The 26816-nt window shown below is 62.3% G+C and carries 33 protein-coding genes and 1 pseudogene; 20 read left to right on the top strand and 14 right to left on the bottom strand.

Translation table 11 applies throughout. The annotated features are described in order from the left end of the window. Window position 1: 1 nt before the first annotated feature. Entirely contained in the window at window positions 2–931 is a 930-nt protein-coding gene (locus NKJ37_RS05700; protein ID WP_352440161.1) for an AAA family ATPase, read from the bottom strand. Then, the gene (locus tag NKJ37_RS05695; protein WP_027036962.1) at window positions 928–1455 is read right to left on the bottom strand and encodes a flavin reductase; all 528 of its coding nucleotides are present in this window, start codon (window positions 1453–1455) and stop codon (window positions 928–930) included. The genes NKJ37_RS05700 and NKJ37_RS05695 overlap by 4 nt, the downstream gene beginning before the upstream one ends. Before the next feature lie 179 nt (window positions 1456–1634). On the opposite strand from NKJ37_RS05695, the gene NKJ37_RS05690 reads away from it, so the two are divergent. Beyond that, window positions 1635–2708, top strand: coding sequence for a branched-chain amino acid ABC transporter substrate-binding protein (locus tag NKJ37_RS05690; protein ID WP_352773142.1), 1074 nt, complete (start codon window positions 1635–1637; stop codon window positions 2706–2708). Continuing rightward, window positions 2708–3733 (top strand): P1 family peptidase, encoded by a 1026-nt coding sequence (locus NKJ37_RS05685; RefSeq protein WP_128303289.1) that lies wholly within the window; start codon window positions 2708–2710, stop codon window positions 3731–3733. Before NKJ37_RS05690 ends, NKJ37_RS05685 begins: the two co-directional genes overlap by 1 nt. A 9-nt stretch (window positions 3734–3742) precedes the next feature. On the opposite strand, the gene NKJ37_RS05680 is transcribed toward NKJ37_RS05685, so the two are convergent. Beyond that, window positions 3743–3997, bottom strand: coding sequence for a DUF2171 domain-containing protein (locus NKJ37_RS05680; protein WP_013532118.1), 255 nt, complete (start codon window positions 3995–3997; stop codon window positions 3743–3745). A gap of 128 nt (window positions 3998–4125) precedes the next feature. Here NKJ37_RS05680 and NKJ37_RS05675 point away from each other — a divergent pair. From NKJ37_RS05675 to NKJ37_RS05660, 4 genes and pseudogenes are all read left to right on the top strand, one after another. After that, window positions 4126–4850: pseudogene (locus NKJ37_RS05675) on the top strand (DUF2259 domain-containing protein). A gap of 107 nt (window positions 4851–4957) precedes the next feature. Then, window positions 4958–5371 (top strand): hypothetical protein, encoded by a 414-nt coding sequence (locus tag NKJ37_RS05670; RefSeq protein WP_128303287.1) that lies wholly within the window; start codon window positions 4958–4960, stop codon window positions 5369–5371. Window positions 5372–5430: 59 nt separating this feature from the next. Continuing rightward, window positions 5431–6732 carry an adenylosuccinate lyase gene (gene purB / locus NKJ37_RS05665; RefSeq protein WP_128303286.1) on the top strand — a complete coding sequence of 434 codons (1302 nt, stop codon included), beginning with the start codon at window positions 5431–5433 and terminating at the stop codon, window positions 6730–6732. Window positions 6733–6739: 7 nt separating this feature from the next. Then, window positions 6740–7468 (top strand): metallophosphoesterase family protein, encoded by a 729-nt coding sequence (locus NKJ37_RS05660; protein ID WP_023810346.1) that lies wholly within the window; start codon window positions 6740–6742, stop codon window positions 7466–7468. 15 nt (window positions 7469–7483) lie between these two features. On the opposite strand, the gene NKJ37_RS05655 is transcribed toward NKJ37_RS05660, so the two are convergent. Next, window positions 7484–8299 (bottom strand): VOC family protein, encoded by an 816-nt coding sequence (locus tag NKJ37_RS05655; protein ID WP_023810345.1) that lies wholly within the window; start codon window positions 8297–8299, stop codon window positions 7484–7486. A gap of 249 nt (window positions 8300–8548) precedes the next feature. Here NKJ37_RS05655 and NKJ37_RS05650 point away from each other — a divergent pair, with 249 nt between their 5' ends. Then, window positions 8549–9103 (top strand): RBBP9/YdeN family alpha/beta hydrolase, encoded by a 555-nt coding sequence (locus NKJ37_RS05650; protein WP_128303284.1) that lies wholly within the window; start codon window positions 8549–8551, stop codon window positions 9101–9103. 6 nt (window positions 9104–9109) lie between these two features. Here NKJ37_RS05650 and NKJ37_RS05645 read toward each other — a convergent pair whose 3' ends face one another. After that, a complete protein-coding gene (locus NKJ37_RS05645) occupies window positions 9110–9883 on the bottom strand; it encodes an HpcH/HpaI aldolase family protein (protein WP_352773138.1) in 774 nt (257 codons plus the stop codon). A gap of 126 nt (window positions 9884–10009) precedes the next feature. Next, entirely contained in the window at window positions 10010–10330 is a 321-nt protein-coding gene (locus tag NKJ37_RS05640) for a DUF1476 domain-containing protein (protein ID WP_013532126.1), read from the bottom strand. Window positions 10331–10605: 275 nt separating this feature from the next. Here NKJ37_RS05640 and purC point away from each other — a divergent pair, with 275 nt between their 5' ends. The 6 genes from purC to NKJ37_RS05610 all read left to right on the top strand — a co-directional run bounded on the left by purC (window position 10606) and on the right by NKJ37_RS05610 (window position 14155). Beyond that, window positions 10606–11400, top strand: coding sequence for a phosphoribosylaminoimidazolesuccinocarboxamide synthase (purC, locus tag NKJ37_RS05635; RefSeq protein ID WP_013532127.1), 795 nt, complete (start codon window positions 10606–10608; stop codon window positions 11398–11400). Between the two features lie 43 nt (window positions 11401–11443). Further along, window positions 11444–11686, top strand: a complete 243-nt coding sequence (gene purS / locus NKJ37_RS05630; protein WP_023810342.1) for a phosphoribosylformylglycinamidine synthase subunit PurS — start codon at window positions 11444–11446, stop codon at window positions 11684–11686. 1 nt (window position 11687) lies between these two features. Beyond that, window positions 11688–12356, top strand: a complete 669-nt coding sequence (gene purQ / locus NKJ37_RS05625; RefSeq protein WP_024504558.1) for a phosphoribosylformylglycinamidine synthase subunit PurQ — start codon at window positions 11688–11690, stop codon at window positions 12354–12356. An 84-nt stretch (window positions 12357–12440) separates the two neighbouring features. Next, on the top strand, window positions 12441–13106 hold the full coding sequence (locus tag NKJ37_RS05620) for a glutathione S-transferase family protein (RefSeq protein WP_023810340.1): 666 nt from the start codon (window positions 12441–12443) through the stop codon (window positions 13104–13106). Continuing rightward, a complete protein-coding gene (locus tag NKJ37_RS05615) occupies window positions 13103–13510 on the top strand; it encodes a hypothetical protein (protein WP_023810339.1) in 408 nt (135 codons plus the stop codon). Before NKJ37_RS05620 ends, NKJ37_RS05615 begins: the two co-directional genes overlap by 4 nt. A gap of 3 nt (window positions 13511–13513) precedes the next feature. After that, window positions 13514–14155: a Pr6Pr family membrane protein gene (locus NKJ37_RS05610; RefSeq protein WP_352773135.1), complete on the top strand. Its 642-nt coding sequence runs from the start codon at window positions 13514–13516 to the stop codon at window positions 14153–14155. 3 nt (window positions 14156–14158) lie between these two features. Here NKJ37_RS05610 and NKJ37_RS05605 read toward each other — a convergent pair whose 3' ends face one another. Beyond that, on the bottom strand, window positions 14159–14410 hold the full coding sequence (locus NKJ37_RS05605) for a DUF1127 domain-containing protein (protein WP_352720345.1): 252 nt from the start codon (window positions 14408–14410) through the stop codon (window positions 14159–14161). A gap of 93 nt (window positions 14411–14503) precedes the next feature. Between NKJ37_RS05605 and NKJ37_RS05600 the strand changes: the two genes are divergently transcribed. The 6 genes from NKJ37_RS05600 (at window position 14504) to NKJ37_RS05575 (ending at window position 21153) form a co-directional block, all read left to right on the top strand. Further along, window positions 14504–15913, top strand: coding sequence for an aminotransferase-like domain-containing protein (locus NKJ37_RS05600; RefSeq protein ID WP_352751532.1), 1410 nt, complete (start codon window positions 14504–14506; stop codon window positions 15911–15913). Between the two features lie 119 nt (window positions 15914–16032). Further along, window positions 16033–18264: a phosphoribosylformylglycinamidine synthase subunit PurL gene (gene purL, locus NKJ37_RS05595; protein ID WP_023810335.1), complete on the top strand. Its 2232-nt coding sequence runs from the start codon at window positions 16033–16035 to the stop codon at window positions 18262–18264. Window positions 18265–18309: 45 nt separating this feature from the next. Further along, window positions 18310–18831 carry a hypothetical protein gene (locus NKJ37_RS05590; RefSeq protein WP_031212939.1) on the top strand — a complete coding sequence of 174 codons (522 nt, stop codon included), beginning with the start codon at window positions 18310–18312 and terminating at the stop codon, window positions 18829–18831. A 133-nt stretch (window positions 18832–18964) separates the two neighbouring features. Then, the gene (locus NKJ37_RS05585) at window positions 18965–19198 is read left to right on the top strand and encodes a BolA/IbaG family iron-sulfur metabolism protein (protein ID WP_010909092.1); all 234 of its coding nucleotides are present in this window, start codon (window positions 18965–18967) and stop codon (window positions 19196–19198) included. A 181-nt stretch (window positions 19199–19379) separates the two neighbouring features. Next, window positions 19380–19715 carry a Grx4 family monothiol glutaredoxin gene (grxD, locus tag NKJ37_RS05580; protein WP_006332883.1) on the top strand — a complete coding sequence of 112 codons (336 nt, stop codon included), beginning with the start codon at window positions 19380–19382 and terminating at the stop codon, window positions 19713–19715. Window positions 19716–19968: 253 nt separating this feature from the next. Next, window positions 19969–21153: a multidrug effflux MFS transporter gene (locus NKJ37_RS05575; protein WP_352773340.1), complete on the top strand. Its 1185-nt coding sequence runs from the start codon at window positions 19969–19971 to the stop codon at window positions 21151–21153. On the opposite strand, the gene NKJ37_RS05570 is transcribed toward NKJ37_RS05575, so the two are convergent. The 4 genes from NKJ37_RS05570 to rpsD form a co-directional block, all read right to left on the bottom strand. Continuing rightward, on the bottom strand, window positions 21150–21557 hold the full coding sequence (locus NKJ37_RS05570) for a UCP034077 family protein (protein WP_352773131.1): 408 nt from the start codon (window positions 21555–21557) through the stop codon (window positions 21150–21152). The two genes, NKJ37_RS05575 and NKJ37_RS05570, sit on opposite strands and share 4 nt — an antisense overlap. 55 nt (window positions 21558–21612) lie before the next feature. After that, window positions 21613–22446: an inositol monophosphatase family protein gene (locus NKJ37_RS05565; protein ID WP_352773129.1), complete on the bottom strand. Its 834-nt coding sequence runs from the start codon at window positions 22444–22446 to the stop codon at window positions 21613–21615. Next, window positions 22436–23320: a tRNA 2-thiocytidine(32) synthetase TtcA gene (ttcA, locus tag NKJ37_RS05560; protein ID WP_352773127.1), complete on the bottom strand. Its 885-nt coding sequence runs from the start codon at window positions 23318–23320 to the stop codon at window positions 22436–22438. Before ttcA ends, NKJ37_RS05565 begins: the two co-directional genes overlap by 11 nt. A gap of 107 nt (window positions 23321–23427) precedes the next feature. After that, on the bottom strand, window positions 23428–24045 hold the full coding sequence (rpsD, locus tag NKJ37_RS05555; protein ID WP_023759539.1) for a 30S ribosomal protein S4: 618 nt from the start codon (window positions 24043–24045) through the stop codon (window positions 23428–23430). Between the two features lie 375 nt (window positions 24046–24420). Here rpsD and NKJ37_RS05550 point away from each other — a divergent pair, with 375 nt between their 5' ends. Continuing rightward, complete coding sequence (locus tag NKJ37_RS05550; protein ID WP_023810329.1) at window positions 24421–24630, top strand: hypothetical protein; 210 nt, start codon at window positions 24421–24423, stop codon at window positions 24628–24630. An 84-nt stretch (window positions 24631–24714) separates the two neighbouring features. Here NKJ37_RS05550 and NKJ37_RS05545 read toward each other — a convergent pair whose 3' ends face one another. The 3 genes from NKJ37_RS05545 to NKJ37_RS05535 form a co-directional block, all read right to left on the bottom strand. Then, window positions 24715–24903: a DUF3008 family protein gene (locus NKJ37_RS05545; RefSeq protein ID WP_023810328.1), complete on the bottom strand. Its 189-nt coding sequence runs from the start codon at window positions 24901–24903 to the stop codon at window positions 24715–24717. Between the two features lie 64 nt (window positions 24904–24967). Beyond that, a complete protein-coding gene (murI, locus tag NKJ37_RS05540; protein ID WP_023810327.1) occupies window positions 24968–25768 on the bottom strand; it encodes a glutamate racemase in 801 nt (266 codons plus the stop codon). Then, window positions 25761–26675, bottom strand: a complete 915-nt coding sequence (locus NKJ37_RS05535) for an RNA methyltransferase (protein ID WP_128303273.1) — start codon at window positions 26673–26675, stop codon at window positions 25761–25763. Before NKJ37_RS05535 ends, murI begins: the two co-directional genes overlap by 8 nt. Window positions 26676–26816: the final 141 nt, after the last annotated feature.

Genomic DNA, 26816 nt, shown 5'->3' with positions numbered 1-26816 from the left:
CCTACTCCGCCGCCGAAAGCTCGGCCTTCACCTCGTTGAGGATGCGCCGGCCTTCGCCCTGTTCGATGCGGGCAATGTCGTCCTGGTATTTCAACAGCACGCCGATCGTGTCGGAGACGGTTTCAGGATCGAGCGCCACCTTGTCGAGCTCGGTCAGCGCGCCGGCCCAGTCGATGGTTTCGGCGACGCCCGGCACCTTGAACAGCTCGATCTGGCGCAGCTTCTGGATGAAGGAGACCACTTCGGCCGAAAGGCGCTGGTTGGCCTGCGGCACCTTGCGGCGCACGATCTCCAGCTCGCGCTCGGCATTGGGATAGTCGACCCAGTGATAAAGGCAGCGCCGCTTCAGCGCATCGTGGATTTCGCGGGTGCGATTGGTGGTGATGATGACGATCGGTGGTTCTTCCGCCTTGATGGTGCCGAGTTCGGGCACCGTCACCTGGAAATCGGACAGGATTTCGAGCAGGAAGGCCTCGAACGCCTCGTCGGTGCGGTCGAGCTCATCGATCAGGAAAACCGGGGCAGCGCCCGTCTTTCCGGTCAGCGCATCGAGCACCGGGCGGCGGATCAGGTATTTTTCGGAAAAGACGTTGCGCTCCATGGCGGAGCGCTCGACCTCGCCGGCCGCCTCCTCCATGCGGATCTCGATCATCTGCGCGGCGTAGTTCCACTCATAGACGGCGGACGAGACGTCGAGGCCTTCATAGCACTGCAGGCGGATCAGCCGGCGGCCGAGCGCCTGTGCCAACACCTTGGCGATCTCGGTCTTGCCGACGCCGGCCTCGCCCTCGAGGAAAAGCGGCCGCTTCATACGCAACGACAGGAACAGCACGGTCGCCAGCGACCGGTCCGCCACATAGTCCGCACCGGTCAGGAGATCGAGAGTCTCGTCGATCGTCCGTGGCGCGGCGCGCGGTTTCAGCTCGGTCATTCTTTCTCCGTGAACGCCGCCGCTCCGCTTTCCAGTACGTGGTAGCCGCGGGCGTGATAGATCAGCGGCCGCAAATTATCGCCCATACGCAGACCTGTCACCTTGCCAAAAAGCACACGATGGGTGGCCAGATCCTTGGTGTCGATCAATTCGCAGTCGAACACGGCGAGCGCGCCTTTCAGCGTCGGTGCGCCGGTAGAGATCACATCCCATTCGCCAAGCGCGAAACGTTCCTCGACCGGCAGGCCGGTGATGCCGGAAAAGCCGACCGACAGCGGCTCCTGGTGCGAGGCCAGCGTGTTCAGGGCAAACCTGCCGTTTTTCACGAACAGCTCATTCTTGGCATTTTCGCGGTTGAGACAGACCAGGATGGTGGGCGGCGTGTCCGACACCGAACAGGCGGCGATCACCGTCGTGCCGCGCTTGCCGGCCGGCCCGTCGGTGGTGACCACATGGACGTGGCCGGCAAAGTGGCTCATCGCGTCGCGATAGGCCTGCGGCCCAATGTCGTTCTTCTTCAGCACCGGAATTTTTCCATGGTCAGGATCCTACCGACATATATGGCCAGACATAGCCCGCCACAAGCGAAGTGCCTGAGCCATATCCCGAAATTCGCGTGTTGCACCAAGGCCGGGCAGCCTTTAGGTCTTGGCGGCAATAGTGCCGGGAGCATAGAGCCGGCACGGAGGGACCCATCGCTCGAATGCGACCCAGGACAAGAACAATAGCGGCGCTGTTCTGGCTGTTTCTGGCCAGTGCCGCGGATGCCCAGACGCTGCTCGTCGGCGTCGCGGCACCGCTATCGGGACCATCTGCCATTCTCGGCAAGCAGATCGAGGCCGGGACCGGCCTGGCGGCCGAAGCGAACGGCATCGAACTGAAGACGGTGGATGATTCCTGCACCGCCGATGGCGGCGCTGCCGCGGCCAGGAAGTTTGCGGCCGCCAAGGTCAATATCGTGGTCGGCTTTCTCTGCACCGAGGCCATCGAGGCGGCGATGCCGATCCTGAAGGGTGCCGGCATTCCGGTCATCACCGTTGGCGTGCGGACCGAAAGCCTGACCGACCGCCGCGCCAAGACTGGCTGGCCGGTCTATCGCCTCGGACCACGCGGCGACGATGAGCGCAACACCGTCGCTTCTGCCCTCACCCATCTGTGGCAGAACGAGCTGTTCGCCATTATCGACGACGGCACCATCTACGGCCGTGAGATCGCCGAGACGTTGCGGGCAGCGGCCGAACAGGCAGCGCTGAGGCCGGTATTCACAGACACGTTCCGGCCACAGCTCGACAACCAGATCGGCATGATCGGCCGGCTGAAGAAGGCCGGCGCGACGCATGTCTTTGCTGGCGGCGACGGCGACGACATCGCCATCATGGGCCGCGATGCCGCACAGCTTCAGGCTGGCATCGTCTTTGCCGGCGGCGAAAATCTCCGCACACCGCCGGGCGACGTGCCCTATGCCGTGGGCACGCTGATGATCGCACCGCCTGAATGGGCCGATGTCGCCGATCCAAAAGTGCTGGCGGCATTTGACGCTAGGAAGATCGTGCCCGACGGCTATGCGCTGCCTGCCTACGCCGCGGTCGAAATCGCCAAGGCGGCATCAAGCTTGTCCGAAAGCTCGGGCAAGCCATTGGCTGAAGCCCTGACCGGGCAGGATTTCACCACGGCGATCGGGCCGATCCGCTTTGATGCAAAAGGCGACCTCAGCCAGAGCCCCTACCGCGTCTTCCGTTTCGACGGCACGCGCTTTGCGCCCTTGGAAAGCAACTGATGTTTCGCACCGGCCCACGCAACCTGATCACCGACGTTGCCGGCCTGCGCGTCGGCAATGCGTCCGACGCCAGGCTGAAATCCGGGGTGACGACCGTGCTTTGCGATGCGCCGACGGTGGCTGGCGTTCAGATCCTGGGCGGCGCGCCGGGCACGCGCGAGACAGACCTGCTCGAACCGCACAATTCGGTCGATGTGGTGCACGCCGTCGTGCTTTCAGGCGGTTCGGCTTTCGGCCTCGACGCGGCATCCGGCGTGCAGGCGGCGTTGCGCGAACGCGGCATCGGCCTCGAGGTCGGTGGCTTTCGCGTGCCGATCGTGCCATCGGCGATCCTGTTCGACCTGCGCAATGGCGGCGACAAGGATTGGGGCCGTTATCCGCCCTACCGTGAGCTTGGCTATGAGGCGGCGCAAACCGCCACCGCCGATTTCCAACTCGGCACGATCGGTGCCGGCACCGGTGCGCTGACCTCGGGGCTAAAGGGCGGCCTCGGCTCCGCCTCGACGCTGCTGGAAAGTGGCGTCACCATCGGCGCGCTGGCCGCCGTCAATCCGACGGGCTCGGTAACCGTCAGCCGAACCCGCCATTTCTGGGCAGCACCATTCGAAATCGGCGACGAATTCGGTGGGCTTGGCTATCCCTCGCCGATGCCGGACGACGCGAAAAGGATTCTTTTGAAATACCGCGACAAGCATATGGGAAGGCCGATGGAGACCGGCGGCAACACCACCATCGCCGTCATTGCCACCGATGCGGTGCTCACAAAAGCTGCCGCCAAGCGCCTGGCGATATCGGCGCATGACGGCTTCGTGCGCGCCATCTGGCCGACGCACACGCCGGCCGATGGCGACCTGGTGTTTGCGCTGGCGACGGGCACGAGCGGAATCGAACTTTCCGCCGACGCGGCGATCGACCTTTACGCCGCGGCTGGCGCCACCATGGCGCGGGCCATCAGCCGCGGCGTGTTTGCCGCGACGCCCTCCGAAAACGATCTATTTCCGGTCTGGTCGTCGCGCCCGGGGTAAAGCGATCGATCAGACTGGATCGGACTTTTCTTCCTCGAACGTCACCGCAACATCGGAATTCGCCGACAGCCAGACCTTCTTCCCGTCGACTTCGGCAATCAGGCTCAGGGGAATATAGTGATGATGGCCCTTGTGAGCGCCCTCGCCGCTATCGGCCTTGGTCAGCTTGATGCGCTGGCCATCGACCTTGTCGACAGTGCCGACATGCACGCCGTCGGCGCCGACAACTTCCATATGCTCGCGAATTTTGCTGGTGTCGGTCATGGTGGTTCTCCATTGGGACTGCCGACCATAACAAATGACGGGCCGATTGGATGCATCGGCTTTCGCACCGCACGACGTTTTGATTTCGGCGTGCTAGGGGATTGAGACGATCACGGGGGTGAAGACCGATGCGAATGCTCTTTCTGTTTGCCGTTGGCCTGCTTGCACAGTTTGCCACCTCGATCGCGGCTCATGCCGGCGATGTCGCCGAACTTGAAATCCTCGGCTTCACCAAGGACGGCAGCGTCTTTGCTTTCGAGGAATATGGCGTGCAGGATGGATCGGGTTTTCCCTATGCCAACCGCTACTACATCGACACCAGCACCGACAGCTTTCTCAAGGGCACGCCGATCCGGGTCCGGCTTGAGGACGAGAATGCCAAACTGGATGCGGCGCGCCTTCAGGCCCGGCAAAAAGGCGAAGCCATTGTCAGTCAGGCCGAGCTGAGCGCCAATCGCGGCATCACCGCGGGTTTCAACCCGGTGACCGAGCTTTCGGCGGATCCGCACCGGATGGCGGTCAATCCGCGCCCGATCTTTTCGCCGGTCGACCCACCGCTCGAGTTCCGGCTCGACGAGATCGGCATGAACAACACCAAGGGCTGCGAGAGCCAGGGCGAGATCAATGGCTCCGGCTGCTGCGCATCGAGGCGCAGGATGGTGGCACCACCAAGCTGCTGCACGAGGATAAGGCGATACCGAAAAGCCGGGGTTGCCCGAACGGCTACCGCATCGGCGCCGTGCAGACCTTTTCGATGGACAGTCTCAGCGCCTATGCCGTGCTGATCGCGGTGCGCCAGTACGGCTTTGAAGGCCCGGACTTTCGCTGGATCGCGGTGACCGGCCGCCTGTGACACCGCTTGTCCCACCCGCCCCGCGCGATCGTTCGCTGAACCGCCTTCGCCGCGCTATACCGACGCCGCGCACTGCGTTTTATGGCGCCTTGCTATGGGCCACGACGATGGGCGCCAGTGCGCTCGTCACCCTGTTGTTGGACGACTGGGAGACGCCGGCGAAAATCCGCATTGTCACCGTACTGTTCGCGGTGGGAGCTGCGCTGGCCTTTCCTATCGGCCTGTTCGCGGCGCGGCTGGTTTCGCAGGGAAGACGCTGGGAAGTCGCCTTTGCCGCGGCCTTCGTGTGCCTAGCCGCGGCGACGATCGGCCTGACCGCCGGGCTGTTTGCCCTGCAGTACCGCTCCTACTATGCCGAGTGGCATGCGCCTGCTTTCACCCGCACCTGGGTCCTCCAGTTCGTCTTCACGACGTTGATTGCGCTTTATCAGTTCGTGGTGCTGGGCATCCGGCTCTATTTTCCAGTTGGTTTCATCGCTCTGTTTGCCGCGGGCGTCTGGTTTGCGCGCCAGCGGCGTTGAGCATTTTGCTCGCCTCTGTTAGGACGCGGGCAAACTTCTCGATATGTCAGGACTGACCGATGATCCCTCGCTATTCCCGGCCGGAAATGGTCGCCATCTGGTCGCCAGAAACCCGGTTCCGCATCTGGTTCGAGATCGAAGCCTATGCATGCGACGCGCTGGCCGAACTCGGCGTCATCCCCAGGGAAGCGGCAAAAACCATCTGGGAAAAGGGCGGGGCGGCAAAATTCGATGTCGAGGCGATCGACGAGATCGAGCGCGTTACCAAGCATGACGTGATCGCCTTCCTCACCCATCTTGCCGAATTCGTCGGGCCGGACGCCCGCTTCATCCATCAGGGCATGACCTCGTCCGACGTTCTCGACACCTGCTTTGCGGTGCAGCTTACCCGCGCCAGCGACATCCTGCTCGCCGACATCGATGGTCTGCTTGCAGCGCTCAAGCGCCGCGCCTTCGAGCACAAGGACACGGTCACCATCGGCCGCAGCCATGGCATCCATGCCGAGCCGACCACCTTCGGCGTCAAGCTGGCGCAGGCCTATGCCGAGTTCTCGCGCTGCCGCGAGCGGTTGGTGCACGCGCGGGAGGACATCGCCACCTGTGCGATCTCCGGGGCGGTCGGCACCTTCGCCAACATCGACCCCTATGTCGAGGAACATGTGGCGGCGAAGCTCGGCCTGAAGCCCGAGCCGGTTTCGACGCAAGTGATCCCGCGCGACCGTCACGCGATGTTCTTTGCCACGCTCGGCGTCATCGCCTCGTCGGTCGAGCGGCTGTCGATCGAGATCCGGCATTTGCAGCGCACCGAAGTGCTGGAAGCGGAAGAGTATTTTTCGCCGGGCCAGAAAGGCTCGTCGGCCATGCCGCACAAGCGCAACCCGGTGCTGACCGAGAACCTCACCGGCCTTGCCCGCATGGTGCGTTCGATGGCGCTGCCGGCGATGGAGAATGTGGCGCTCTGGCACGAGCGCGACATCTCGCACTCCTCGGTCGAGCGCATGATCGGCCCGGACGCCACCGTGACGCTCGATTTCGCGCTGTCACGGCTGACCGGCGTCATCGACAAGCTGCTCGTCTATCCCGACAACATGCTGAAGAACATGAACAAGTTCCGCGGCCTCGTGCATTCGCAGCGCGTCATGCTGGCGCTGACGCAGGCGGGCCTGTCGCGCGAAGACTCCTACCGGCTGGTGCAGCGCAACGCCATGAGAGTGTGGGAGCAAGGCGCTGATTTTCTTGAGGAATTACTGTCCGACAAGGAAGTGACCGCAGCGCTGCCGGAAGCCGAGATCCGCGAGAAATTCGACCTGGGCTATCACACCAAGCATGTCGACACGATCTTCAAGCGGGTGTTCGGATAGGATTTCCATGCGACTGGCTGTCCTTTCCGACATTCACGGGAATCTGCGCGCGCTTGAAGCGGTTCATGCGCGGATCAAGGACAATTCTCCCGACATCATCGTCAATCTGGGTGATTGTCTCTCCGGGCCGCTATGGCCGGAAGAAACCGCGCAATATTTGATTGCACAGAACTGGCCGACCGTGCGCGGCAATCACGACCGTGTGCTGATCGAGCCGCCGGCTTCCGGGCTGGAAGACGTCGATGCCTTTACCCACCATTGCCTCTCCCAGACGTCATTGGCTTGGCTTTTGGCATTGCCGATTGCCCTGACGCTCGCCCCTGAAATTCTGCTCTGCCACGGCAGCCCCAGCGACGACGAGACGTTCCTGCTCGAGGAAGACGGCGGCAATCACTTCTATCCATCCAATCAAAAAGAAATCAGACACAAGCTCGGCAGCATCGATGCCGGGCTGACCTTGTGCGGCCACACCCATACGCCGCGCGTCGTGCGGCTTTCCGACCGCCAGACGATCCTAAATCCCGGCAGCGTCGGTGTTCAGGCGTTTCCCGGCCTTACCGTGACCGGCAGCCCGCATGCCCGCTACGCCCTCGCCACGCACAAGCGCGGAGAATGGTCGTTCAGCCATCACGCGGTCAGTTATGACTGGGCCGAAGCATCCAGCCGCGCGACGGCGGCCGGCTTCGACAGTTGGGCACACGGATTGCTGACCGGTTACGCCGCCAGTTCTGTTTAAGAGCGCAGCGGGCGCTTAGCCGGCAGCGCCAGGCACGGTGCGGATCACCGTGCCCCACGGGTCTTCCCGCGTGGTTTCGGTGGATGCCTTGTCCGAACGCATCTCGACCCAGGCCAGACCTGACCGGGAGGGATCGCGGCGGCCTGCGCCTGAACTCTGCCAGGCGTTGGCGCCGATGTGGTGGTGATAGCCGCCCGACGACAGGAACACCGCCTGGCCGCCATATTTCGCCACCGTGTCGAAGCCGAATTCCTGGTTCCACCAGGCTTCGGCGTCTTCCGGCCTGCCGACACGCAGGTGGACATGGCCGACGATGCTGTTTTCCGGCGCGCCCTGCCAGCCGGCGTCACCCGCAGGCACTTCGGCAACGACGGACGGAATGTTCAGCCGCTCCGTTGCCATGGCAATCTTGTCGCCATTCCACTTCCAGTCCTGCGGGCGGCGGTCGGCATAGATCTCGATGCCATTGCCTTCGGGATCGGTCAGGTACAGAGCTTCGCTGACCAGATGGTCGGAAGCGCCCTCGATCGCGATCTTGTTCGATATAGCGTGGTTGATCCAGCGGCCGAGATCGGCGCGGCTGGGCAGCAGGAAGGCGGTGTGGAACAGCCCGGCGCTGCGCGGATCATCCGGCTTAGCTGAAGCGTCCTGCTCAAGCACCAACAAGGGACGGTTGGCGGCGCCCAGCGTGATCGAACCATCGGCACGGCTCAACTCCTGCAGACCGACAATTTCGCGGTAATATGCGGCAAGGCTTTCCGCGTCGCGCGCCTTCAGCCCGACGCGGGCAACGCTGACTGGGGTGGTGGCGGCAAAAGGCAACTCGCTCATCAAATGCTCCGTTCGACCGGCCTGCGATGAAGCTCCCAAAGCGAGAAGCCCCACTCCGCCGATCATTGTACGTCGTGTCAGTTCCAAAGTCAGGGTTCCCGCGCACGGCTGTTTCTTTTCCTGACCACAGATCGTCCATCGGCATCGTTCACACAAGACGCGAAGAAGCGAACATGGTGTTCACTATTGTGATCAATAGCGGCGTTCCTGCCGGTTGCACGAAGCGATGCCGCTCGCTATCTCAGCGCCATGAAGGTCAAGGAAGCAGATATCCTCATCGTGCCGGGCTACACCAATTCCGGCCCCGACCATTGGCAGAGCCGCTGGCAGTCGAAACTGTCGACGGCGCGCCGCGTCGAACAGGCCGAGTGGTCGAAGCCGGTTCGCGAGGACTGGACGGCGAGCGTCGCCAAGGCGGTCAACGAGGCCGAGCGGCCGGTTGTCCTGGTCGCGCACTCACTCGGCGTCGCCACTGCGGTGCAAGCCATTCCGCAATTCCGCAAGCCGGTCGCCGGGGCCTTCTTCGTGGCGCCTCCCGACGTCGCCAATCCCGAGATCAGGCCCAGGCACCTGATGACCTTCGGTCCCTACCCGCGTGAGCCGCTGCCCTTTCCCTCGATCGTGATCGCCAGCCGCAACGATCCGTTCTGCGCCTTCGATGTCGCCGAAGACATTGCCGGTGCATGGGGCTCGCTGTTCATCGATGCCGGCGAGACCGGTCATCTGAACGCGGATTCAGGCTTCGGGCCGTGGCCCGAAGGTTCAATGACCTTCGCCAAATTCCTGACGGATTTGAAACCCTGAGTTTCTTCAGGACCCGATCGAATCGCGGACGCTCTTGATCAGCGTTTTTGCGCCAAGCCCGATCAGCGAATGCTCGGAGCCCATGGCCAGCAGGCGATAGCCCATCGACACAACCCGGCCGGCAATTGCCGGCTCGACAACGTAGATCGCCGCATGTTTGCCGGCCTTGCGGGTGCGCTCGGCCACCGATGCCACAGTCTCCATCATGCTTTCCAGCGTCGAATTGACCGTGGCGCCATTGCTCCAGGCGATCGAGAAATCCGATGGACCGAGGAAGATGCCGTCGATGCCGGGCGTGTCGAGGATGCCGTCGAGCGCATCGAGGGCCGCACGCGTCTCGACCATGGCGAAGGCCATGGTGCGCTGGTTGGTGTCGCGCAGCCAGTCGGCCTGGTCGCCTTGGCCGTGGCGCGGAAAAGCGTAAGTCGGCCCCCAGGAGCGCTCGCCGAGTGGCGGGTATTTCATGGCGGCGGCGAACAATTTTGCATCGGCAACCGAATTCACCATCGGCGCGATGACCGCCTCGGCGCCGAAATCGAGCGCGCGGCTTGCCATGTCGAAACGGCCAACGGGAATGCGCACCAGCGCCGGCTTGCCGGCAGCGAGCACCGGCACCAGGCCACGCAGCACGCTGTCTTCGTGATGGCCGCCATGCTGCATGTCGAGCGTGACGGCATCAAAGTCCTGCTTGGCGACGATTTCGACGGTCAAGGCATCCGGCACGCCGGACCATGCGGTGAACAGCGTTTCGTCGGCCGCGAGGCGGGACTTCAGGGACATGGGTACTTTCCTTGTTAACTCCGGCAGTTTCAGCCAGAAATCGCGACAAAGGCAAAGAAAAACCGCCCGGATAGGCCGGGCGGTCGATTGGTCCAGCGTATGGCCGGGATCAGCGCATGGCCCGGATCAGGTGTTCTTGATCTGCTCGATCGCCTGCGCCATCAGTTCGTCCATGGTGCGGCGGATCTGGTGGTCCGACTGCTCGACGCCGGCCGCGTCGAAATCCCCGCGGATTTTGCGGAACACGTCGTGGTCGCCGGCTTCCTCGATGTCGGAGATAACCACTTCCTTGGCATAGGCGTCGGCATCAGCGCCGGACTTTCCGAGCTTTTCGGCGGCCCACAGGCCGAGCGCCTTGTTGCGGCGTGCCGAGGCCTTGAACCGAAGCTCCTCGTCGAATGCGAATTTACGCTCAAAGCCCTCTTCGCGGTCTTTCATGCTGCTCATGGCGTCCCTCCGGTCAAATTCGATTCGTTGGCGGTGAATATGTGCGTTGCCAAAGCACAAACCAAAAGGTCGCGGGCCGGTCAATACGCTTCATCGCATGCTGCGCTGCGGCATTTCAGTCCCGAAAGCGGTTGATTGGAAGGATTTGCCGATTGAGCAAACGATGTGATTGGGATAGACCCGGCATTGAACCCTACCGTAGCCGCACTATTTCAGGCAGACGGACAGGAAATGGTCTGATACCGCCCTGTCCGGAACCCCAGAGAAAAATCCAGATGAAAAATCGCCGCCGCATTTATGAAGGCAAGGCCAAGATACTCTATGAGGGACCCGAACCGGGCACGCTTATCCAGTTCTTCAAGGACGACGCCACCGCGTTCAACAAGAAGAAGCATGAAGTCATCGACGGCAAGGGCGTCCTCAACAACCGCATTTCCGAGTACATCTTCAACCATTTGAACCGCATGGGCATCCCGACCCATTTCATCCGCCGGCTGAACATGCGCGAGCAGTTGATCAAGGAAGTCGAGATCATTCCGCTCGAAGTGGTGGTGCGCAACGTCGCCGCCGGTTCGCTGTCCAAGCGGCTCGGCATCGAGGAAGGCACCGTTCTGCCGCGCTCGATCATCGAATTCTATTACAAGGCCGACGCGCTCGACGATCCGATGGTGTCGGAAGAGCACATCACTGCGTTCGGCTGGGCGAGCCCGCAGGAGATCGACGACGTCATGGCGCTGGCCATCCGCGTCAACGACTTCCTCTCCGGCTTGTTCATGGGCGTCGGCATCCAGCTCGTCGACTTCAAGATCGAATGCGGCCGGCTGTTCGAGGGCGACATGATGCGCATTGTCGTCGCCGACGAGATCTCGCCGGATTCCTGCCGCCTGTGGGACGTGGCGACGCAGGACAAGCTCGACAAGGATCGTTTCCGCCGCGACATGGGCGGCCTCGTCGAGGCCTACCAGGAAGTTGCCCGCCGCCTCGGCATCATGAACGAGAACGAACCGCCGCGCCCGACCGGCCCTGTGCTCGTCGCCTCGACCGACGGTCTCAAAGGCAAGCCGCACTGATCGCGGCTTGCGAACTGATAGTCAGAACAGGAGCATGTCCAGCGTGATCAAGGCCCGCATTACCGTCACCCTCAAGAACGGCGTGCTCGACCCGCAAGGCAAGGCGATAGAACACGCATTGTCGGGCCTTGGCTTCGGCGGCGTCGGCGCGGTGCGGCAGGGCAAGGTTTTCGACGTCGAGCTGGCCGAAAGTGACAAGGCCAAGGCCGAAGCCGACCTCAAGGCCATGTGCGACAAGCTGCTGGCGAATACGGTGATTGAGAATTACGCGGTGGAGATCGCCTAAATTGAAATCAGCCGTCGTCCTCCTGCCCGGCCTCAACCGCGACCGCGACATGATCGCGGCGTTGACCAAGATTTCGGGAACACCGCCAGTCACCGTCTGGCAGACCGACACCGAAATCCCCGATGTCGACCTGATCGCCATTCCGGGCGGCTTTTCCTTCGGCGACTATCTGCGCTGCGGCGCGATCGCTGCGCGCATGCCGGTCATGCGGGCAGTGGCCGAAAAAGCGGCCGCGGGCGTTACAGTCATCGGCGTCTGCAATGGTTTCCAAATCCTGGTCGAGGCCGGCCTGTTGCCGGGCGCCTTGATGCGCAACACCTCGCTGAAATTCGTCTGCCGGCAGGTGAAGCTCGAGATCACCAATGCCAACACCATGTTCACCCGCCGCTATCAGCCGGGCCAGATCATCCGCTCGCCGGTCGCGCATCATGACGGCAATTATTTCGCCGACGCCGACACGCTTGCCCGTCTCGAAGGCGAAGGCCAGGTGGTGTTCCGCTATGCGGAGGGCACCAACCCCAACGGCTCGATCAACGACATTGCCGGCATCGTCAACAGCCAAGGCAATGTGCTCGGGCTGATGCCGCACCCGGAAAACCTGATCGAAGCAGCCCATGGCGGCACCGACGGCCGCGGACTGTTCGAGAGCGCCCTCGGCATCGCCGCCTGACGATATCGAAGCGAACAGCTTGAAAACAGCCGGACATTCCTGTCTCTTTGGAGCAAGTCTGGTTCATTGGGGAGAGAGACGGTCATGAAACTCTATTCGCGGCCGTTGTCGCCCTACTCGTCGATCGTGCGGGCACTGGCCTACATCAAGGACGTACCACTCAAGATCATCGCGCCGCCGCCCGGTTTCCCCATCCCGGAAGAGTTTCGCGCCATCTCACCGATGAACCGGATTCCGGTTCTGATCACCGGCTCGGGCGAAACCATCGTCGAATCGGTGGTCATCGCCGAATATCTCGAGGAACGGTTCCCGGAACCGGCGCTGCTGCCGCCCGATTCCAAGGACCGCGCGCTGGTGCGTATGTTCGCCCGCATCACCGATCTCGATGTGCTGACACCGATGATGAAGCTTTTCGAGCTTCATTCCGTGCCGAAGCGAAACAATGCCGAGATCGACGCCCAGTTCGCCCGCCTACATCATGGACTGGCGGCGATCGAGGCCCGCATGGCGCAAGGGCCCTTCGCACTCGGCGACGACATTAGTTTCGCCGATGCCTGGCTGACGCCGACGCGGTTCATCTTCAACAATTTTCGCGTTATGACGGGACGCCACGACCTGCTCGACGCCTATCCGAAATTCGACGCCTACCAGCAGATCGCCTCGCAACACCCGGCATTGTCGCGGGTGTGGGGCGAGATGACCGATGGTTTGAAGATTTTTCTTTCCGAGCTTGAGATGGGTGCCGCTTGATCAAGTCGAAGACGATCGCGCTGGTCGCCGCGGCGGGCTTTGTGCTGGCATCCTGCCAGTCGACGCCAAAGAGCACGCCTGTTCCCTCAGGCAAAAGTGCTGCGCTGCTGGCCATGGAACAAGTGGCGATCGCTGCCCACAAATGCTGGATCGCCAGCAAGGACCCAGCCTTCAAACCGTACCAGATGGCCAATGAGCTGAATTCGTTCAGCGGCACGCCGCGTTTCCTGCTGGTGCCGGCCAAGCACTATGGCGGCAAACCTTTGCTCGTCGTGCAAGCGCAAGGCAATTCTAGCCGCGTCGACGTCTTCGGACCGCTGATGAACGATCCGCTCGGCGCCCGCATCGGCTCGGACATCGCCCGTTGGCAGGCCGGCAATCCGGCCTGCGCCGCGACGGCCTAGCCCGTGGGCCGGTTCCTGCAGATCGCGGGTCTGGTCATCGGTCTGGCCGGGCTCATCCTGCAGTTCTGCATCAGCATTCCGGCATCGATGGAAGCCGGCCGCAGCCTGCTTGGCTCAATCATTTTCGTCTTCAGCTTCTTCACCATCCTGACCAACATCGGCGCGGTGCTGGTGTACACGTCGCTGCTGTCACCCACCTTCTATGCCTGGCTGCCGGCCTTTGCAGGCGCGCGGATGCGCACCGGCGTTGCGGTTTCGATCGCGCTGGTCTTCATCATCTACGCAACGGTCCTGGCACAACTCTGGCAGCCGCAGGGGCTGTTCCTGCTCTGCGACGTCCTGCTGCATTATGTGACGCCGGTGCTCTTCGTGCTGTGGTGGTTGATATCGGGCGCTGACGGCAGGACGCGCTGGAGCGACATTTCCTGGTGGATGCTCTATCCCGTCGCCTATCTGATCTATGCGCTGGTACGGGCACCGCTTGCCGGCGAGGTGCCCTATCCCTTCCTTGACGTCGCCAAGAACGGTGCGCCCAGCGTTGCCATCTCGGCGCTGGCCATCACCGGACTTTTTCTCGTGCTGTGCGTGGTCGCCGTCCTTGCGGACCATGGCATTGCACGCATCAGGGCATCAAAACTCCGCTAGCTTTCAGTCCCAGAACGGCCTGATGCCCTCACGGTGGGCATCGCAGCGCGAGACGCCGATATCCTTGAGCTGATCATCGGTCATTTCCAGCAGTGCCAGCCGGCTGCGGCGGCGATCCAGCAGGCTGTCGATCCATCTCGCCAGCGATCTGACCAGACGCACCAGACGGCTGACAAAGCCGCTCCGGTCCGATGGACGTGTCGCTTGGCCCGATAACTCGGCGCTCGAATGACGGATTGTGGCGATTGTATTCATTTTCTTTCTACCAGAATTCCAAATTGTACCCTTTTTGGCACGCATCTGATATGTATTGACTCATGTATGGGTGCAATATAGAAAATTGTCACCATGACAAATTGGCTCCCCGACCTCACCACCGGCTCCGGCCCGCTGTATCAGCGGCTTGCGGATTCCATCGAAACGGACATCGACCGGGGGGTGATCGATGCCGGCGCAAAGCTGCCGCCGCAACGCGACCTCGCCTACGACATCGGCACCACCGTCGGCACGGTCGGCCGGGCCTATCAATTGCTGCGCGAGCGTGGGCTGGTGAGCGGCGAAGTCGGGCGTGGAACCTATGTGCTCGGCCAGCGCGCGAAGCCGGATTTTCCGGCTCCGGACGTCGGCGGCGAAGGCACACGCTATATCGATGCGCCTAAAGGCAAGCTGCGTTTCGACAGCACCGCAGCACCCGATATCGGCCAGGGCGACATCGTCGCCGGTGTCCTGTCGCGCACGGCGCAGGACCATCCACATGAGATTTCAAGCTACACGCGGGATTTTCCCGACCGCTGGTACGAAGCCGGCGCCCGCTGGTTGGCGCGCAATTCGTTTCGTCCGAGTGCCGACACCATCGTTCCCACGCTCGGCACCCATGCGGCGGTGATGGCGGCAATCGCGGCGCTCACCATGCCTGGCGACTATGTTGCCTTCGAGCACCTCACCTACTCGCAGATTTCCCGCAGTGCCGGCCTGATCGGCAGGCGCACCGCGCTGGTGGCATCGGACGAGGAAGGCATCGATCCGCAGGATTTCGAGCGCGTCTGCGCGCAAAAGCATCCCAAGATGATCTTCCTGATGCCGACTGCGCAGAATCCGACGCTGGCCACCTTGTCGGCGGCGCGCCGCGAGGCGATCGCCCATGTCGCACGCGAATACAACGTAGTCCTCATCGAGGACGACCTCTATGGCAATCTGACCGATGACCCGACACCATTGCTGGCCGAGTATGCGCCTGAACGCACCATTGTCGCGGGCGGCCTGTCGAAGTCGGTCGCAGCCGGTGTACGCGGCGGCTGGCTTTCTTGCCCGCCCGCCTACCGCCACCGCATCCGTGTCGCTCACAAGATGATGACCGGCGGCATGCCCTTCCTGCTGGCGGAGGTGAATACAAGGCTGGTGCTGTCAGGTCAGGCGGATGAGATACGCAAGCGCAGCATCGCCGAAATCGGCGCCCGCATCGCCATCGTGCGCGAGACTTTGGCCGGCTTCGCATTCAAGTCGCATGACAGGGTGCCCTTTGTCTGGCTGACCCTGCCCGACCCCTGGCTTTCCGGCACCTTCAAGAACGCCTGCCTTGAGCACGGCGTGCTGATCGACGATGAGGACGAGTTCAAGGCCGGCCGCTCCGAGCAGGTTTTCCATGGCGTCCGCTTTGGCGTTTCGCAGCCGAGACAGCGCGAGGACATAGCCGAAGGCGTCGCGGCGATCCGGCGACTTCTCGATGAAGGCCGCGCCGGCTACGACAGCTTCTCCTGACACTGCGTGGCTTTGTCCGGTTTTCCGTCGTTTTTCGTCGATCCATGGGTGTATCGGCCGCGAGGCTTGCGATAAGACGGGACTCAAAATCCCAACGTCCCGGATATAAATCGCCGCCCATGACCATTTCCAATTCCGTGCCGATCACCCCCGAGCTCATTGCCTCACACGGGCTCAAGCCCGACGAGTATCAGCGCATCCTCGACCTCGTCGGGCGCGAGCCGAGCTTCACCGAACTCGGCATCTTCTCGGCGATGTGGAATGAGCACTGCTCCTACAAATCCTCGAAGAAGTGGCTGCGCACGCTGCCGACCACCGGTCCGCAAGTCATCCAGGGGCCGGGCGAGAATGCCGGCGTGGTCGACATCGGCGACGGCGACTGCGTCGTCTTCAAGATGGAGAGCCACAACCACCCGTCCTATATCGAGCCCTACCAAGGCGCGGCGACCGGCGTCGGCGGCATATTGCGCGACGTCTTCACCATGGGCGCGCGGCCGATCGCGGCGATGAATGCGCTGCGCTTCGGCTCGCCTGACCATCCCAAGACCCGGCACCTCGTTTCAGGCGTGGTTTCCGGCGTCGGCGGCTATGGCAACGCCTTCGGCGTGCCGACAGTCGGCGGCGAGGTCAATTTCGACGCCCGCTACAATGGCAACATCCTGGTCAACGCCTTTGCGGCGGGCCTTGCCAAAACCGATGCGATCTTCCTGTCGGAAGCCAAGGGCGTCGGCCTGCCGGTCGTCTATCTCGGCGCCAAGACTGGCCGCGACGGCGTCGGCGGCGCCACCATGGCTTCGGCCGAATTCGACGACAAAATCGATGAGAAGCGCCCGACAGTGCAGGTCGGCGATCCCTTCACCGAAAAATGCCTGCTGGAAGCCAGCCTCGAACTGATGGCCTCGGGCGCCGTCATCGCCATCCAGGACATGGGTGCCGCCGGCCTCACCTGCTCGGCGGTCGAAATGGGCGCCAAGGGCGACCTCGGAATCGAGCTCGATCTCGACAAGGTTCCTGTGCGCGAAGAGCGCATGAGCGCCTACGAAATGATGCTTTCGGAAAGCCAGGAGCGCATGCTGATGGTGCTGCGCCCGGAAAAGGAAAAGGAAGCCGAGGCGATCTTCCACAAATGGGGGCTCGATTTCGCCATCGTCGGCAAGACCACCGACGATCTGCGCTTCCGCGTTCTGCACCAGGGCGACGAGGTCGCCAACCTGCCGATCAAGGATCTTGGCGACAAGGCTCCGGAATATGATCGGCCGTGGACCGAACCGAAAAAGCCGGCGCCGCTGGCCGCCAATGACATTCCGCAAGCCGACGTTGCAGACGCGCTGCTGAAGCTGCTCGGCGGGCCCGACCTGTCTTCGCGGCGCTGGGTGTGGGAACAGTATGACACGTTGATCCAGGGCAATTCGCTGCAGCTTCCAGGCGGCGATGCCGGCGTGGTCCGGGTCGAAGGCCATGCGACCAAGGCGCTCGCCTTCTCCTCCGACGTGACGCCGCGCTATTGCGAGGCCGACCCCTATGAGGGCGGCAAGCAGGCGGTGGCCGAATGCTGGCGCAATTTGACCGCCACCGGCGCTCTGCCGCTGGCCGCAACCGACAACCTCAATTTCGGCAACCCGGAACGGCCTGAGATCATGGGCCAGCTGGTCGGCGCGGTGAAAGGCATAGGCGACGCCTGCCGTGCGCTCGGATTCCCGATCGTCTCCGGCAATGTCTCGCTCTACAACGAGACCAACGGCCAAGGCATCCTGCCAACCCCGACCATAGGCGGCGTCGGGCTGATCGCCGATTGGTCGAAGATGGTGCGGATCGGCTTTGCGGCCGAGGGCCAGATGATCCTGCTGGTCGGCGCACCGGCGTCCTGGGGAACGCATCTTGGCCAATCGGTCTATTTCAGGGACGTACACGGCCGCACGGATGGCCCGCCGCCGCCGGTCGATCTCGATCACGAAAAACGCGTCGGCGACCATGTGCGAGCGCTCATCGCCTCCGGCATCGTCACGGCGGCGCACGACGTTTCCGATGGCGGTGTCGCCGTTGCACTTGCCGAGATGGCGATGGCGTCCGGAATCGGCGCCGCCGTTCCCGGGCTTGTCGGCACCGACCCGATCCCGGTCTGGTTCGGCGAGGATCAGGGCCGTTATCTCCTGACGCTGTCGATCGATCCGCATGGTGACGAATGGGACGCCATTCGCAAGCAGCAGGGCGAACTCGGCATCTTCGCGCCGTGGATCGGCTCGACCGGGGGCAACGCGCTGAAGCTTGGCGACGCCAGGGCAATCCCGGTCAGCGAACTCTCCGCGGCGCACGAAGGCTGGTTCCCCCGCTTCATGGACCAGGCCAGTTGACGAGAGCATGATCCCGAAAAGTGGGAACGGTTTTTCGGGAAACTCATGATCAATCACAGGAAACTGGCTGCCCGGGCGCTGCTTGCAGTCGTCTTCTGGCCGTCGTTGTTCTTCTTCTGGTTCCTGGGACCGTTCGTCTTTTTCCTGCTGTCGACAACCTCAAGCGAGGTATGCATGCGGCTGGAAACGCGCGCGGAGTTCCTTGCCGCGGCCAATGGCGCCATCCCCATGCTCATCGCGCAGAATCTCGTCTACGCGGTCCCGATCGTCTGCCTGGTTCTGTGGGACCGCCTGGCGCCGGATCCGGCACGGGCAAGGCACATTGTCACCTGCATCAAGCTTTTTGCCAGCGCGGTGGTCGTAGGCGCGTTGTGGGAGTACGGCTCGTCGTTGACCTGCGACGGCTACGGCCAGGCGTTCTTCTCGCCGGCTTGGCAAATGACGAGCTATCTTCCCATTGTCAGCCTCGTGCTCAACTTGCCGCTCTATGTACTTGCCTTCAGCCTTGGCCGTGCTTTCTCGACACGCGAGGACGTTGCCGAGAATGAAGCAAGCCCACCGGTCTAGTCTTTCTCTGAAGCCATCGAACCGTCTTGCCGTTGGTGGGACAGAACGGCTTCAATCCGGACCGGAAAGGCTTTAGGCTCGCCCGACTCTCATCTTATGGCCGGCTGCCGGCCGCTCGAAACAGGATTTTGCCATGGCAATGGATGCCCACGACATCGAAAAACTGATCAAGGACGGCATTCCGGACGCCAAGGTGACGATCCGCGATCTCGCCGGCGACGGCGACCATTATGCGGCCGAGGTGGTGGCCGAGAGCTTTCGAGGGAAAAGCCGCGTGCAGCAGCACCAGATGGTCTATGACGCGCTGAAAGGAAATATGGGTGGCGTGCTGCACGCACTGGCGCTGCAGACCAGCGTTCCTGACTGAGCCGCACCGGAACAACCGCAACCACGCGGATCAGTGTCGAGAGAACCGCTTGGCCCAACACGGCTCATCCTTTGCGCCATTTCAGCCACGGCACGGCTAACGTCTTGTTTCGAGCAATCGTTGGGTTTATTTGAAGGGATATGTTTCGAGCCTGACTCCCACAGGCGGGAAAGGATTTTCCATGAGCGGTATCAACGACTACATCGACAATGAAGTGAAGGGCAACGACGTCGTCCTTTTCATGAAGGGCACGCCCGGTTTCCCGCAATGCGGATTTTCCGGCCAGGTCGTCCAGATCCTCGACTATATCGGCGCCGACTACAAAGGCGTGAACGTTCTGGACTCGGCTGAACTGCGCCAGGGCATCAAGGAATATTCCAACTGGCCGACGATCCCTCAGCTCTACGTCAAGGGCGAATTCGTCGGCGGCTGCGATATCATCCGCGAGATGTTCCAGGCCGGTGAGTTGCAGACATTCCTCGTCGAGAAGGGCGTCAGCGTCAAAGGCGCCGCCTGATTTCTGTTTGTGCATATTGCCATCCGAAGGTTGATTTTGATTTTCGGGGTCATGCACAAAGGCGCCGGGAGCAGCCCACCTCGGCAATTTTCATGTCCTGAACCCAGGACCAAGACGAGCCAATGCGCCGGCCCGCCGGCGCATTTTCGTTTGAAAGATCGGACTTGCCGTGGACCAGTCAAAACCAGAGCCGCAATCGGCAAGCAAACTGCCCATTCCGCGCTGGGAGTTCATCGCCCTGTGCGCGGCGCTGATGGCGCTGAACTCGCTGGCCATCGATATCATGCTGCCGGCGCTGCAGCAGATCGGCGCCTCGCTCGGCGTCGAAAATGAAAACCACCGGCAGTACGTCATAACGGCCTACATTCTGGGCTTCGGCGGCGGACAGTTGTTCTTCGGGCCGATCTCGGATCGCTTCGGGCGTCGCGCACCGCTGGTCGCCGGGCTGGTGATTTATGTCGCCGCGGCGGCGGCTGCCGCCATTGCGCCAAGCTTTGAAACACTTCTGCTGTGCCGGGCCGTGCAAGGCATCGGTGCGGCCGCCACCCGCGTCATCGCCGTCTCGATCGTGCGCGATACGTTCGACGGCCGGCGCATGGCCGAGGTGATGTCGCTGATCTTCATGGTGTTCATGGCGATACCGGTCATTGCTCCCGGCATCGGCCAGTTCATCATGCTGTTTGCGACCTGGCATTGGATCTTTGTCACCATGGCCGTCGGTGCGCTCCTCGTCTCGGCCTGGTCGCTGCTGCGCCTGCCTGAAACGCTGCATCCCGAACATCGCCGGCCGCTGACCGTGAACTCGATTGTCGGTGGGTTTCGCATCGTGCTCACCAACCGCATTGCGATCTGCTATGCCTTCGCCAGCACCTTCATCTTCGGCGCCATGTTCGGCTTCATCGCTTCGGCGCAGCAGATCTATGTGGACATCTTCCATGTCGGCGAGATGTTCCCGGTCATCTTCGCCGGGGTTGCGGGCGTGCTCGCCTTCTCCAACTTTCTGAATTCGCGCCTTGTCGGCCGCATCGGCATGCGCCGCCTGTCGCAAAGCGCACTGCTGCTGTTCCTGGTCATCAGCCTTGCCTGGCTGGTGGTCTCGCTGGAAATGAAGATGCCGCTCTGGCTGTTCATCACCTTCTTTGCCTGTGCCATGCTTCCGTTCGGTGCGCTCGGCGCGAACTTCAACGCGCTGGCCATGGAACCGCTCGGACAACTGGCCGGCACGGCGTCGTCGATCCTCGGTTTCATGCAGACGTTTCTCGGCGGCATTCTCGGCACGCTGATCGGTCAGGCCTTCAACGGCACGGTGACGCCGCTGGCCGCCGGCTTCTGCAGTGTCTCGGTCGCGGCGCTGCTGACGATCTTCATCGCCGAGCGCGGCAAGATGTTCCAGCCACAGAACCCGCCCGTTTCAGGGCACATCACCGACTTGCATTAGGACGCACCTTCAAGAGTTGCCGTGAACCGAGGGGCAAGCATGCGCCCTGCGATTGCTTCACCCATGCTGTCCGAAAAAGGCAATGGCAGAGCGTCATCGAGTGCCCTGAGGATGGATGCCACGAAGGCCCTGCTGCGCTGGGCATCGGTTCCCAGATCGGAATATGTGGCGCGAGGTTTGCCAATCAGTGTGCCGTTGCGGCGAAGCGAGAACCGCAGTGTCAGGGACATGCCCGCGGTTCCGGGTGGCGGTTTCCAGCAGGCATAGATAGCGTCCGACATCTCCCTTATCGTATCGACGGGATCGGAACTGCGACAGCTGCGCTCTTGCAATTTTGCTTCCAGGGAACTGGCAAACAAAGCGGCGGCAAGAGCCGCCGCGACAAATGCGAACCGAGGTTTCATTCGAGAGCCTCCGGATTTGCGTGAAATTGCACCGCTCCTTCGGCTAACGCAGCAATTAATCCTGTGCCGCCCAGAGTTCGCGGCGCAATTCGTGCCAGCTTTCGCGATCGGGCGCGACAAGCAGGCCGCCGCCGAGATGCGAGGGCAGATAGGTGCTGCCGTCGAAGCGCGCCGCATGGCCGCCGGCCTCGGCATGGATCAGCACGCCGGCCAGATGATCCCACGGCATCAGCTTGTTGTAGACGACGAAGTGGGCATGGCCGCTCGCCAGCAAGCGGTATTCGTGCGCGGCGCAGCGATAGGCGAACTGCGACAGGATCTTCGTCTGGTTGCGCGCCAGCCGCGACCGCTCCGGCTCGGCCATATATTGCCAGGAGACCGAGCCGGTCATTTCCGAGATCAAGGCGGGTGCCGCGACATGCACCTTCTCCAGGCTGCCATGCGCATGCCGGATATGGCTGCCGGCGCCCCTGGCGCCAATCAGCCAGTCCTTGCCGACGGGATCGTGGATGATGCCGGCAACCGTCTCGCCCTGGACCACGACCGCCAGCATGACGCCGAACAGCGGCACGCCGGAGGCGAAGTTGAAAGTGCCGTCGACCGGATCGATGACGAAGGCCAGATCGGCATCGCCCAACCCGTTCAACAGCGCCGGATTGTCGGAACAGGCCTCCTCGCCGACGACCATCGCCTGGGGATAGCGCTCGCGCAGCCTGGCGGTGATGAGCCGCTCGGCATTGACGTCGGCTTCGGTCACCAGGTCGGCTGCCGAGGTCTTCTGCCTGATATCGCCGTCGCCCAACCGGCGAAAACGCGGCATGATCTCGGCTTTTGCGGCGTCGGACAGAAGACCGGCAAGCCAGTCGATCGCAGTATCGTCAAATGTCATCGGGAACGTCTTGCCTGGCTGTGAGGGTTTCATTGAGGGCGGCGAAATCGAACAGCTTTCTGTCGAGCAGATGCGATGGCCTGCTGTTGGACAGTGCGCGCAGCATCGTATCCTTGCGGCCCGGCATGCGCTTTTCCAGATCCTCGAGCATCGCCTTCATGGCGTTGCGCTGAAGACCTTCCTGGCTGCCGCAGAGATCGCAGGGAATGATCGGGAATTGCATGGCGGCAGCGAATTTTTCCAGATCGGCTTCGGCGCAGTAGCTCAATGGCCGCAGCACCATGACGTCGCCTTCGTCGTTGAGCAGTTTTGGCGGCATGGCGGCGAGACGGCCCCCATGGAAGAGGTTCATGAAAAAGGTCTCGAGAATGTCCTCACGATGGTGGCCGAGCACCAGCGCCGAGCACCCCTCCTCGCGCGCAATGCGGTAGAGATGGCCCCGCCTGAGGCGCGAGCAGAGCGAGCAATAGGTGCTGCCCGCAGGAAGCTTGTCGGTGACGACGGAATAGGTGTTCTGATACTCGATCCGGTGGGCAATGCCGTGGCTGTCGAGATAGTCCGGCAGGATATGTTTGGGGAAATTGGGCTGGCCTTGGTCGAGATTGCAGGCCAGAAGATCGACCGGCAAGAGCCCGCGCCATTTAAGGTCGAGCAGCACCGCGAGCAGGCCGTAGGAATCCTTGCCGCCAGACAGGGCAACGAGCCAGCGCTGGCCGGGCGTGACCATCGAGAAATCCTCGATCGCCTGCCGGGTCAGCCGCAGCAGCCGCTTGCGCAATTTGTTGAATTCGACCGAGGACGGCACGTCGGCGAACAGCGGATGGAAGCCGCCTTCGCTGTCGGCGATCGGTTCGATGTCTGGAAGCATGTTCATGGCATGTCGCTTTCAGTGGCCCAGAGCGCCGGATTAGCGGACATGACCGACAAAGAAAAGGCCGCCTCGACAGGCGGCCTTTGCTTGGTATCGCAGAACGCGCTCGTTTAGCGCGAATAGAATTCGACGACCAGGTTCGGTTCCATCTGCACGGCGAACGGAACGTCCGCAAGGCCAGGGATGCGCGAGAAGGTCGCGACCATCTTGTTGTGATCGGCTTCGATGTAGTCCGGCACGTCGCGCTCGGCGAGACCGACCGCTTCCAGAACGATGACCAGCTGCTTGGACTTTTCGCGCACTTCGACGACATCGCCCGGCTTGCAGCGATACGAGCCGATATTGACACGCTTGCCGTTGACGTTGACGTGGCCGTGGTTGACGAACTGACGGGCGGCGAAAATGGTCGGCACGAACTTGGCGCGGTAGACGACCGCGTCGAGACGCGATTCGAGCAGGCCGATCAGGTTCTCCGAGGTGTCGCCCTTGCGGCGGTCAGCCTCTTCATAGACCTTGCGGAACTGCTTTTCCGAAACATCGCCATAGTGACCCTTCAGCTTCTGCTTGGCGCGCAGCTGCAGGCCGAAATCGGAAAGCTTGCCCTTGCGGCGCTGGCCATGCTGGCCAGGACCGTATTCACGCTTGTTGACCGGGGACTTCGGGCGGCCCCAGATATTTTCGCCGAGACGGCGGTCGATCTTGTACTTCGCGGATTCGCGCTTGCTCATCGCATTCCCTTTTCAAAACAATACACCCGGAACCTCATGGTCCGGGTGAAGGAAACGCGCCCTCCTCTGGCCTCCGTTTTCGAGACCTGACAGGGTTTTCCCACGCAACGCGGCGGAAAACCCACGGGACACGTCAGTTCAAACAAGATAGTAGAATTGGATTTCCACGCATCTTGCGCACATAAAGAAAACCACCGGGCATTGCGGCCCGGTGTTGGGGCGCTGATTAAACGGAGATTTAACCGGTGTCAAGCTTGTGGCTGGCGTAGGCCATGGCGACGATATAGCGTCTCTGGGTTGAGTGCAGTGCCGGATGTGGCGGGAGGTTGCGCCAGCGGCATCAGGAAGGGACCGGAGCAGAGGAGCTACATTCGCATGAAGAAATTCTTCCTTACCCTGACAGGAGCCGCTGTGTTGGCGGGATCCATGGCGGTCCTGACACCGGAGCCGGCGGAGGCCAGGCATTGGCAAGGACACCGGCATCACCAGGCTTGCCGCATCGTGATCAAGAAGAAGGTTATCTGGCGGCACGGCCACAAGAAGGTCATACGCTACAAGATCAAGCGCTGCAGCGGGCGCTGGTAGGCTCCTATCCGGTCTCAGGCGGCCGATATCATTTCAAAGCCCGCGGTCTTGGCCGCGGGCTCTTTGATTCCGGATGCTTAACCCTTAGTCTTTCGACTTCTTCTCCGGCAGGCCCTTGCGCTTCGTCTCGGCGAATTCCTCGAGCTGCTTTTCGCTCATCGATTCGTACATTCCCTTGGAAGCGCCCTGGAGTTCGCTCTTCTTGGTCTCGCCGCGCTTGGCCGACAGAGCCGCGCCGGCGGCTTTCTGCTGGGCTTTCGAGGTGGCTGGCATGGCTCTTTCTCCCGTTAGAATCTGGAGAAAAACGCAACGACTGCCGTGATGTTCCGCTTCGGAATCACGACATCGCCAGCCCGAAGCCCTGTATTAGGCGACGGGTCGGAAAATCGGCTCTTTTCGATGTGAAGACGGCAAGGTCGGGGCCTTCAGGCAGCATCTCGCCACGACCGCTCGGATCGATGTCGGCGAGAAGCGACAGCGCCCGGCGCGCGATCGCTTCAGCGGGGTCGAGCCAATCGACCGGCCAGGGCGCCGTCTTGCGCATGCGATTGGCCAGAAAGGGGTAGTGTGTGCAGGCGAGCACGACGATATCCGTACGCAGCGCATCATGTTCGACGAAGCACGGCGTAATCTCGGTGCGCACGGCTTCTTCATCGACGAAGCCCTCACGCATGTAGATCTCAGCCAGTCCCGCCAGCCTGTCGCTGCCCACCAGGCGGACATGGCATTTCTGCGCCCATTTGCTGATCAGGTCGCGCGTGTATTGGCGCTTGACGGTGCCAGGCGTCGCCAGCACCGAAACCAGCCCTGAGCGCGTGCGTTCCGCCGCCGGCTTGATCGCAGGCACCATGCCGACGAAAGGATGCTCGGGAAATCTATCGCGCAACGCATCGATCACCAACGTCGAGGCGGTGTTGCAGGCGATGACGGAAATGGCCGGCGCAAAGCGCTCCAGCAGTTTGCCGAACAATTCGAGTATATGCGCCCTCAGCGCCGGCTCTTCCCAAGCGCCGTAGGGAAACGCAGCGTCGTCGGCGACATAGATGAAGCGGCGGTCGGGCATCAGCACGCGTGCCTCGCGCAGCACGGTAAGCCCGCCGATGCCCGAATCGAACATCAGGATCGGCCGCTCAGTCATTGTCGGTTCCTTTTCCGCCAAGCGGCGGTATGTCATCGTCCTTGCCGGTGTCGGCAAAGCGCGCCGCCTCCGCCTTGCGGGCACGCGCGGCGGCCGCGGGCAAGCGCCGCGGATCGTCGCCAGGGGACCCGTCGCCGCGCGGCATCGCCGGAGAAAACCTGTCGAGCGACGAGATGATGCCGCGCAGCACCTTGAGCTCCGGTTCGGCAAAGCCGGGGCGTGTGAGCACCGCGCGCAGATTGTCGACCATTTTCGGCTTCTTCGGCGCCGGCCGGAAATAGCCGCGCGCTTCCAATGCGCCTTCCAGATACGCAAACAGGCCGTGCAATTCTTCCTTGCTTGCCGGCTTCATGTCCGGGCCGGAAAAATTGGTCTTGGTCTCATCTTCCAGGCCGGACTTCATCCATTCATAGGACATCAGCAGCGCGGCCTGGGCGATGTTGAGCGAGGAGAAATCGGGATCGACCGGGAAAGTGACGATCTCGTCGGCCAAGCCGACCTCGTCATTGTAGAGGCCGAAGCGTTCGCGTCCGAACAGGATGCCAGTGCGTTGTCCCATTGCATGATGGGTCCGAAGCATCCTGCCCGCCTCCACCGGCCCGCGCACGGATTTGAAGCCGTCGCGCTGCCTGGCCGTGGTTGCGAAGACAAAATTCAAGTCGGCGAGCGCCGAGGCCAGGTCGTCGAACACTCTCACGGCGTCGATGACATGGTCGGCGCGGCTGGCCGCCGCGCGTGCCTTCTCGCTCGGCCAACCATCACGCGGGTTGACCAGGCGCAGCTCCGACAGACCGAAATTGGCCATGGCGCGCGCGACCATGCCGATGTTCTCGCCAAGCTGCGGCTCGACGAGGATGATCGCCGGGCCGGCGACTGCAATGCTATCGGGATCTTTGATGACGGGCATGATTGTCAATGAACTGCTGTTTGCGGCATTTCAGCGTCCCTGCCATATTCGGCCGGGAAAATGAAGCATTCGCAAATGACGACGGCTCTGGCCTCCAATTCGTGACCGATCGCCGTTTGCGTGGCCAAAAGCGCTTTGATA

The organism is Mesorhizobium sp. M0140 (assembly GCF_040322475.1).
Taxonomy (GTDB): Bacteria; Pseudomonadota; Alphaproteobacteria; order Rhizobiales; family Rhizobiaceae; genus Mesorhizobium.
This window is presented reverse-complemented; position numbering and strand designations above follow the sequence as displayed.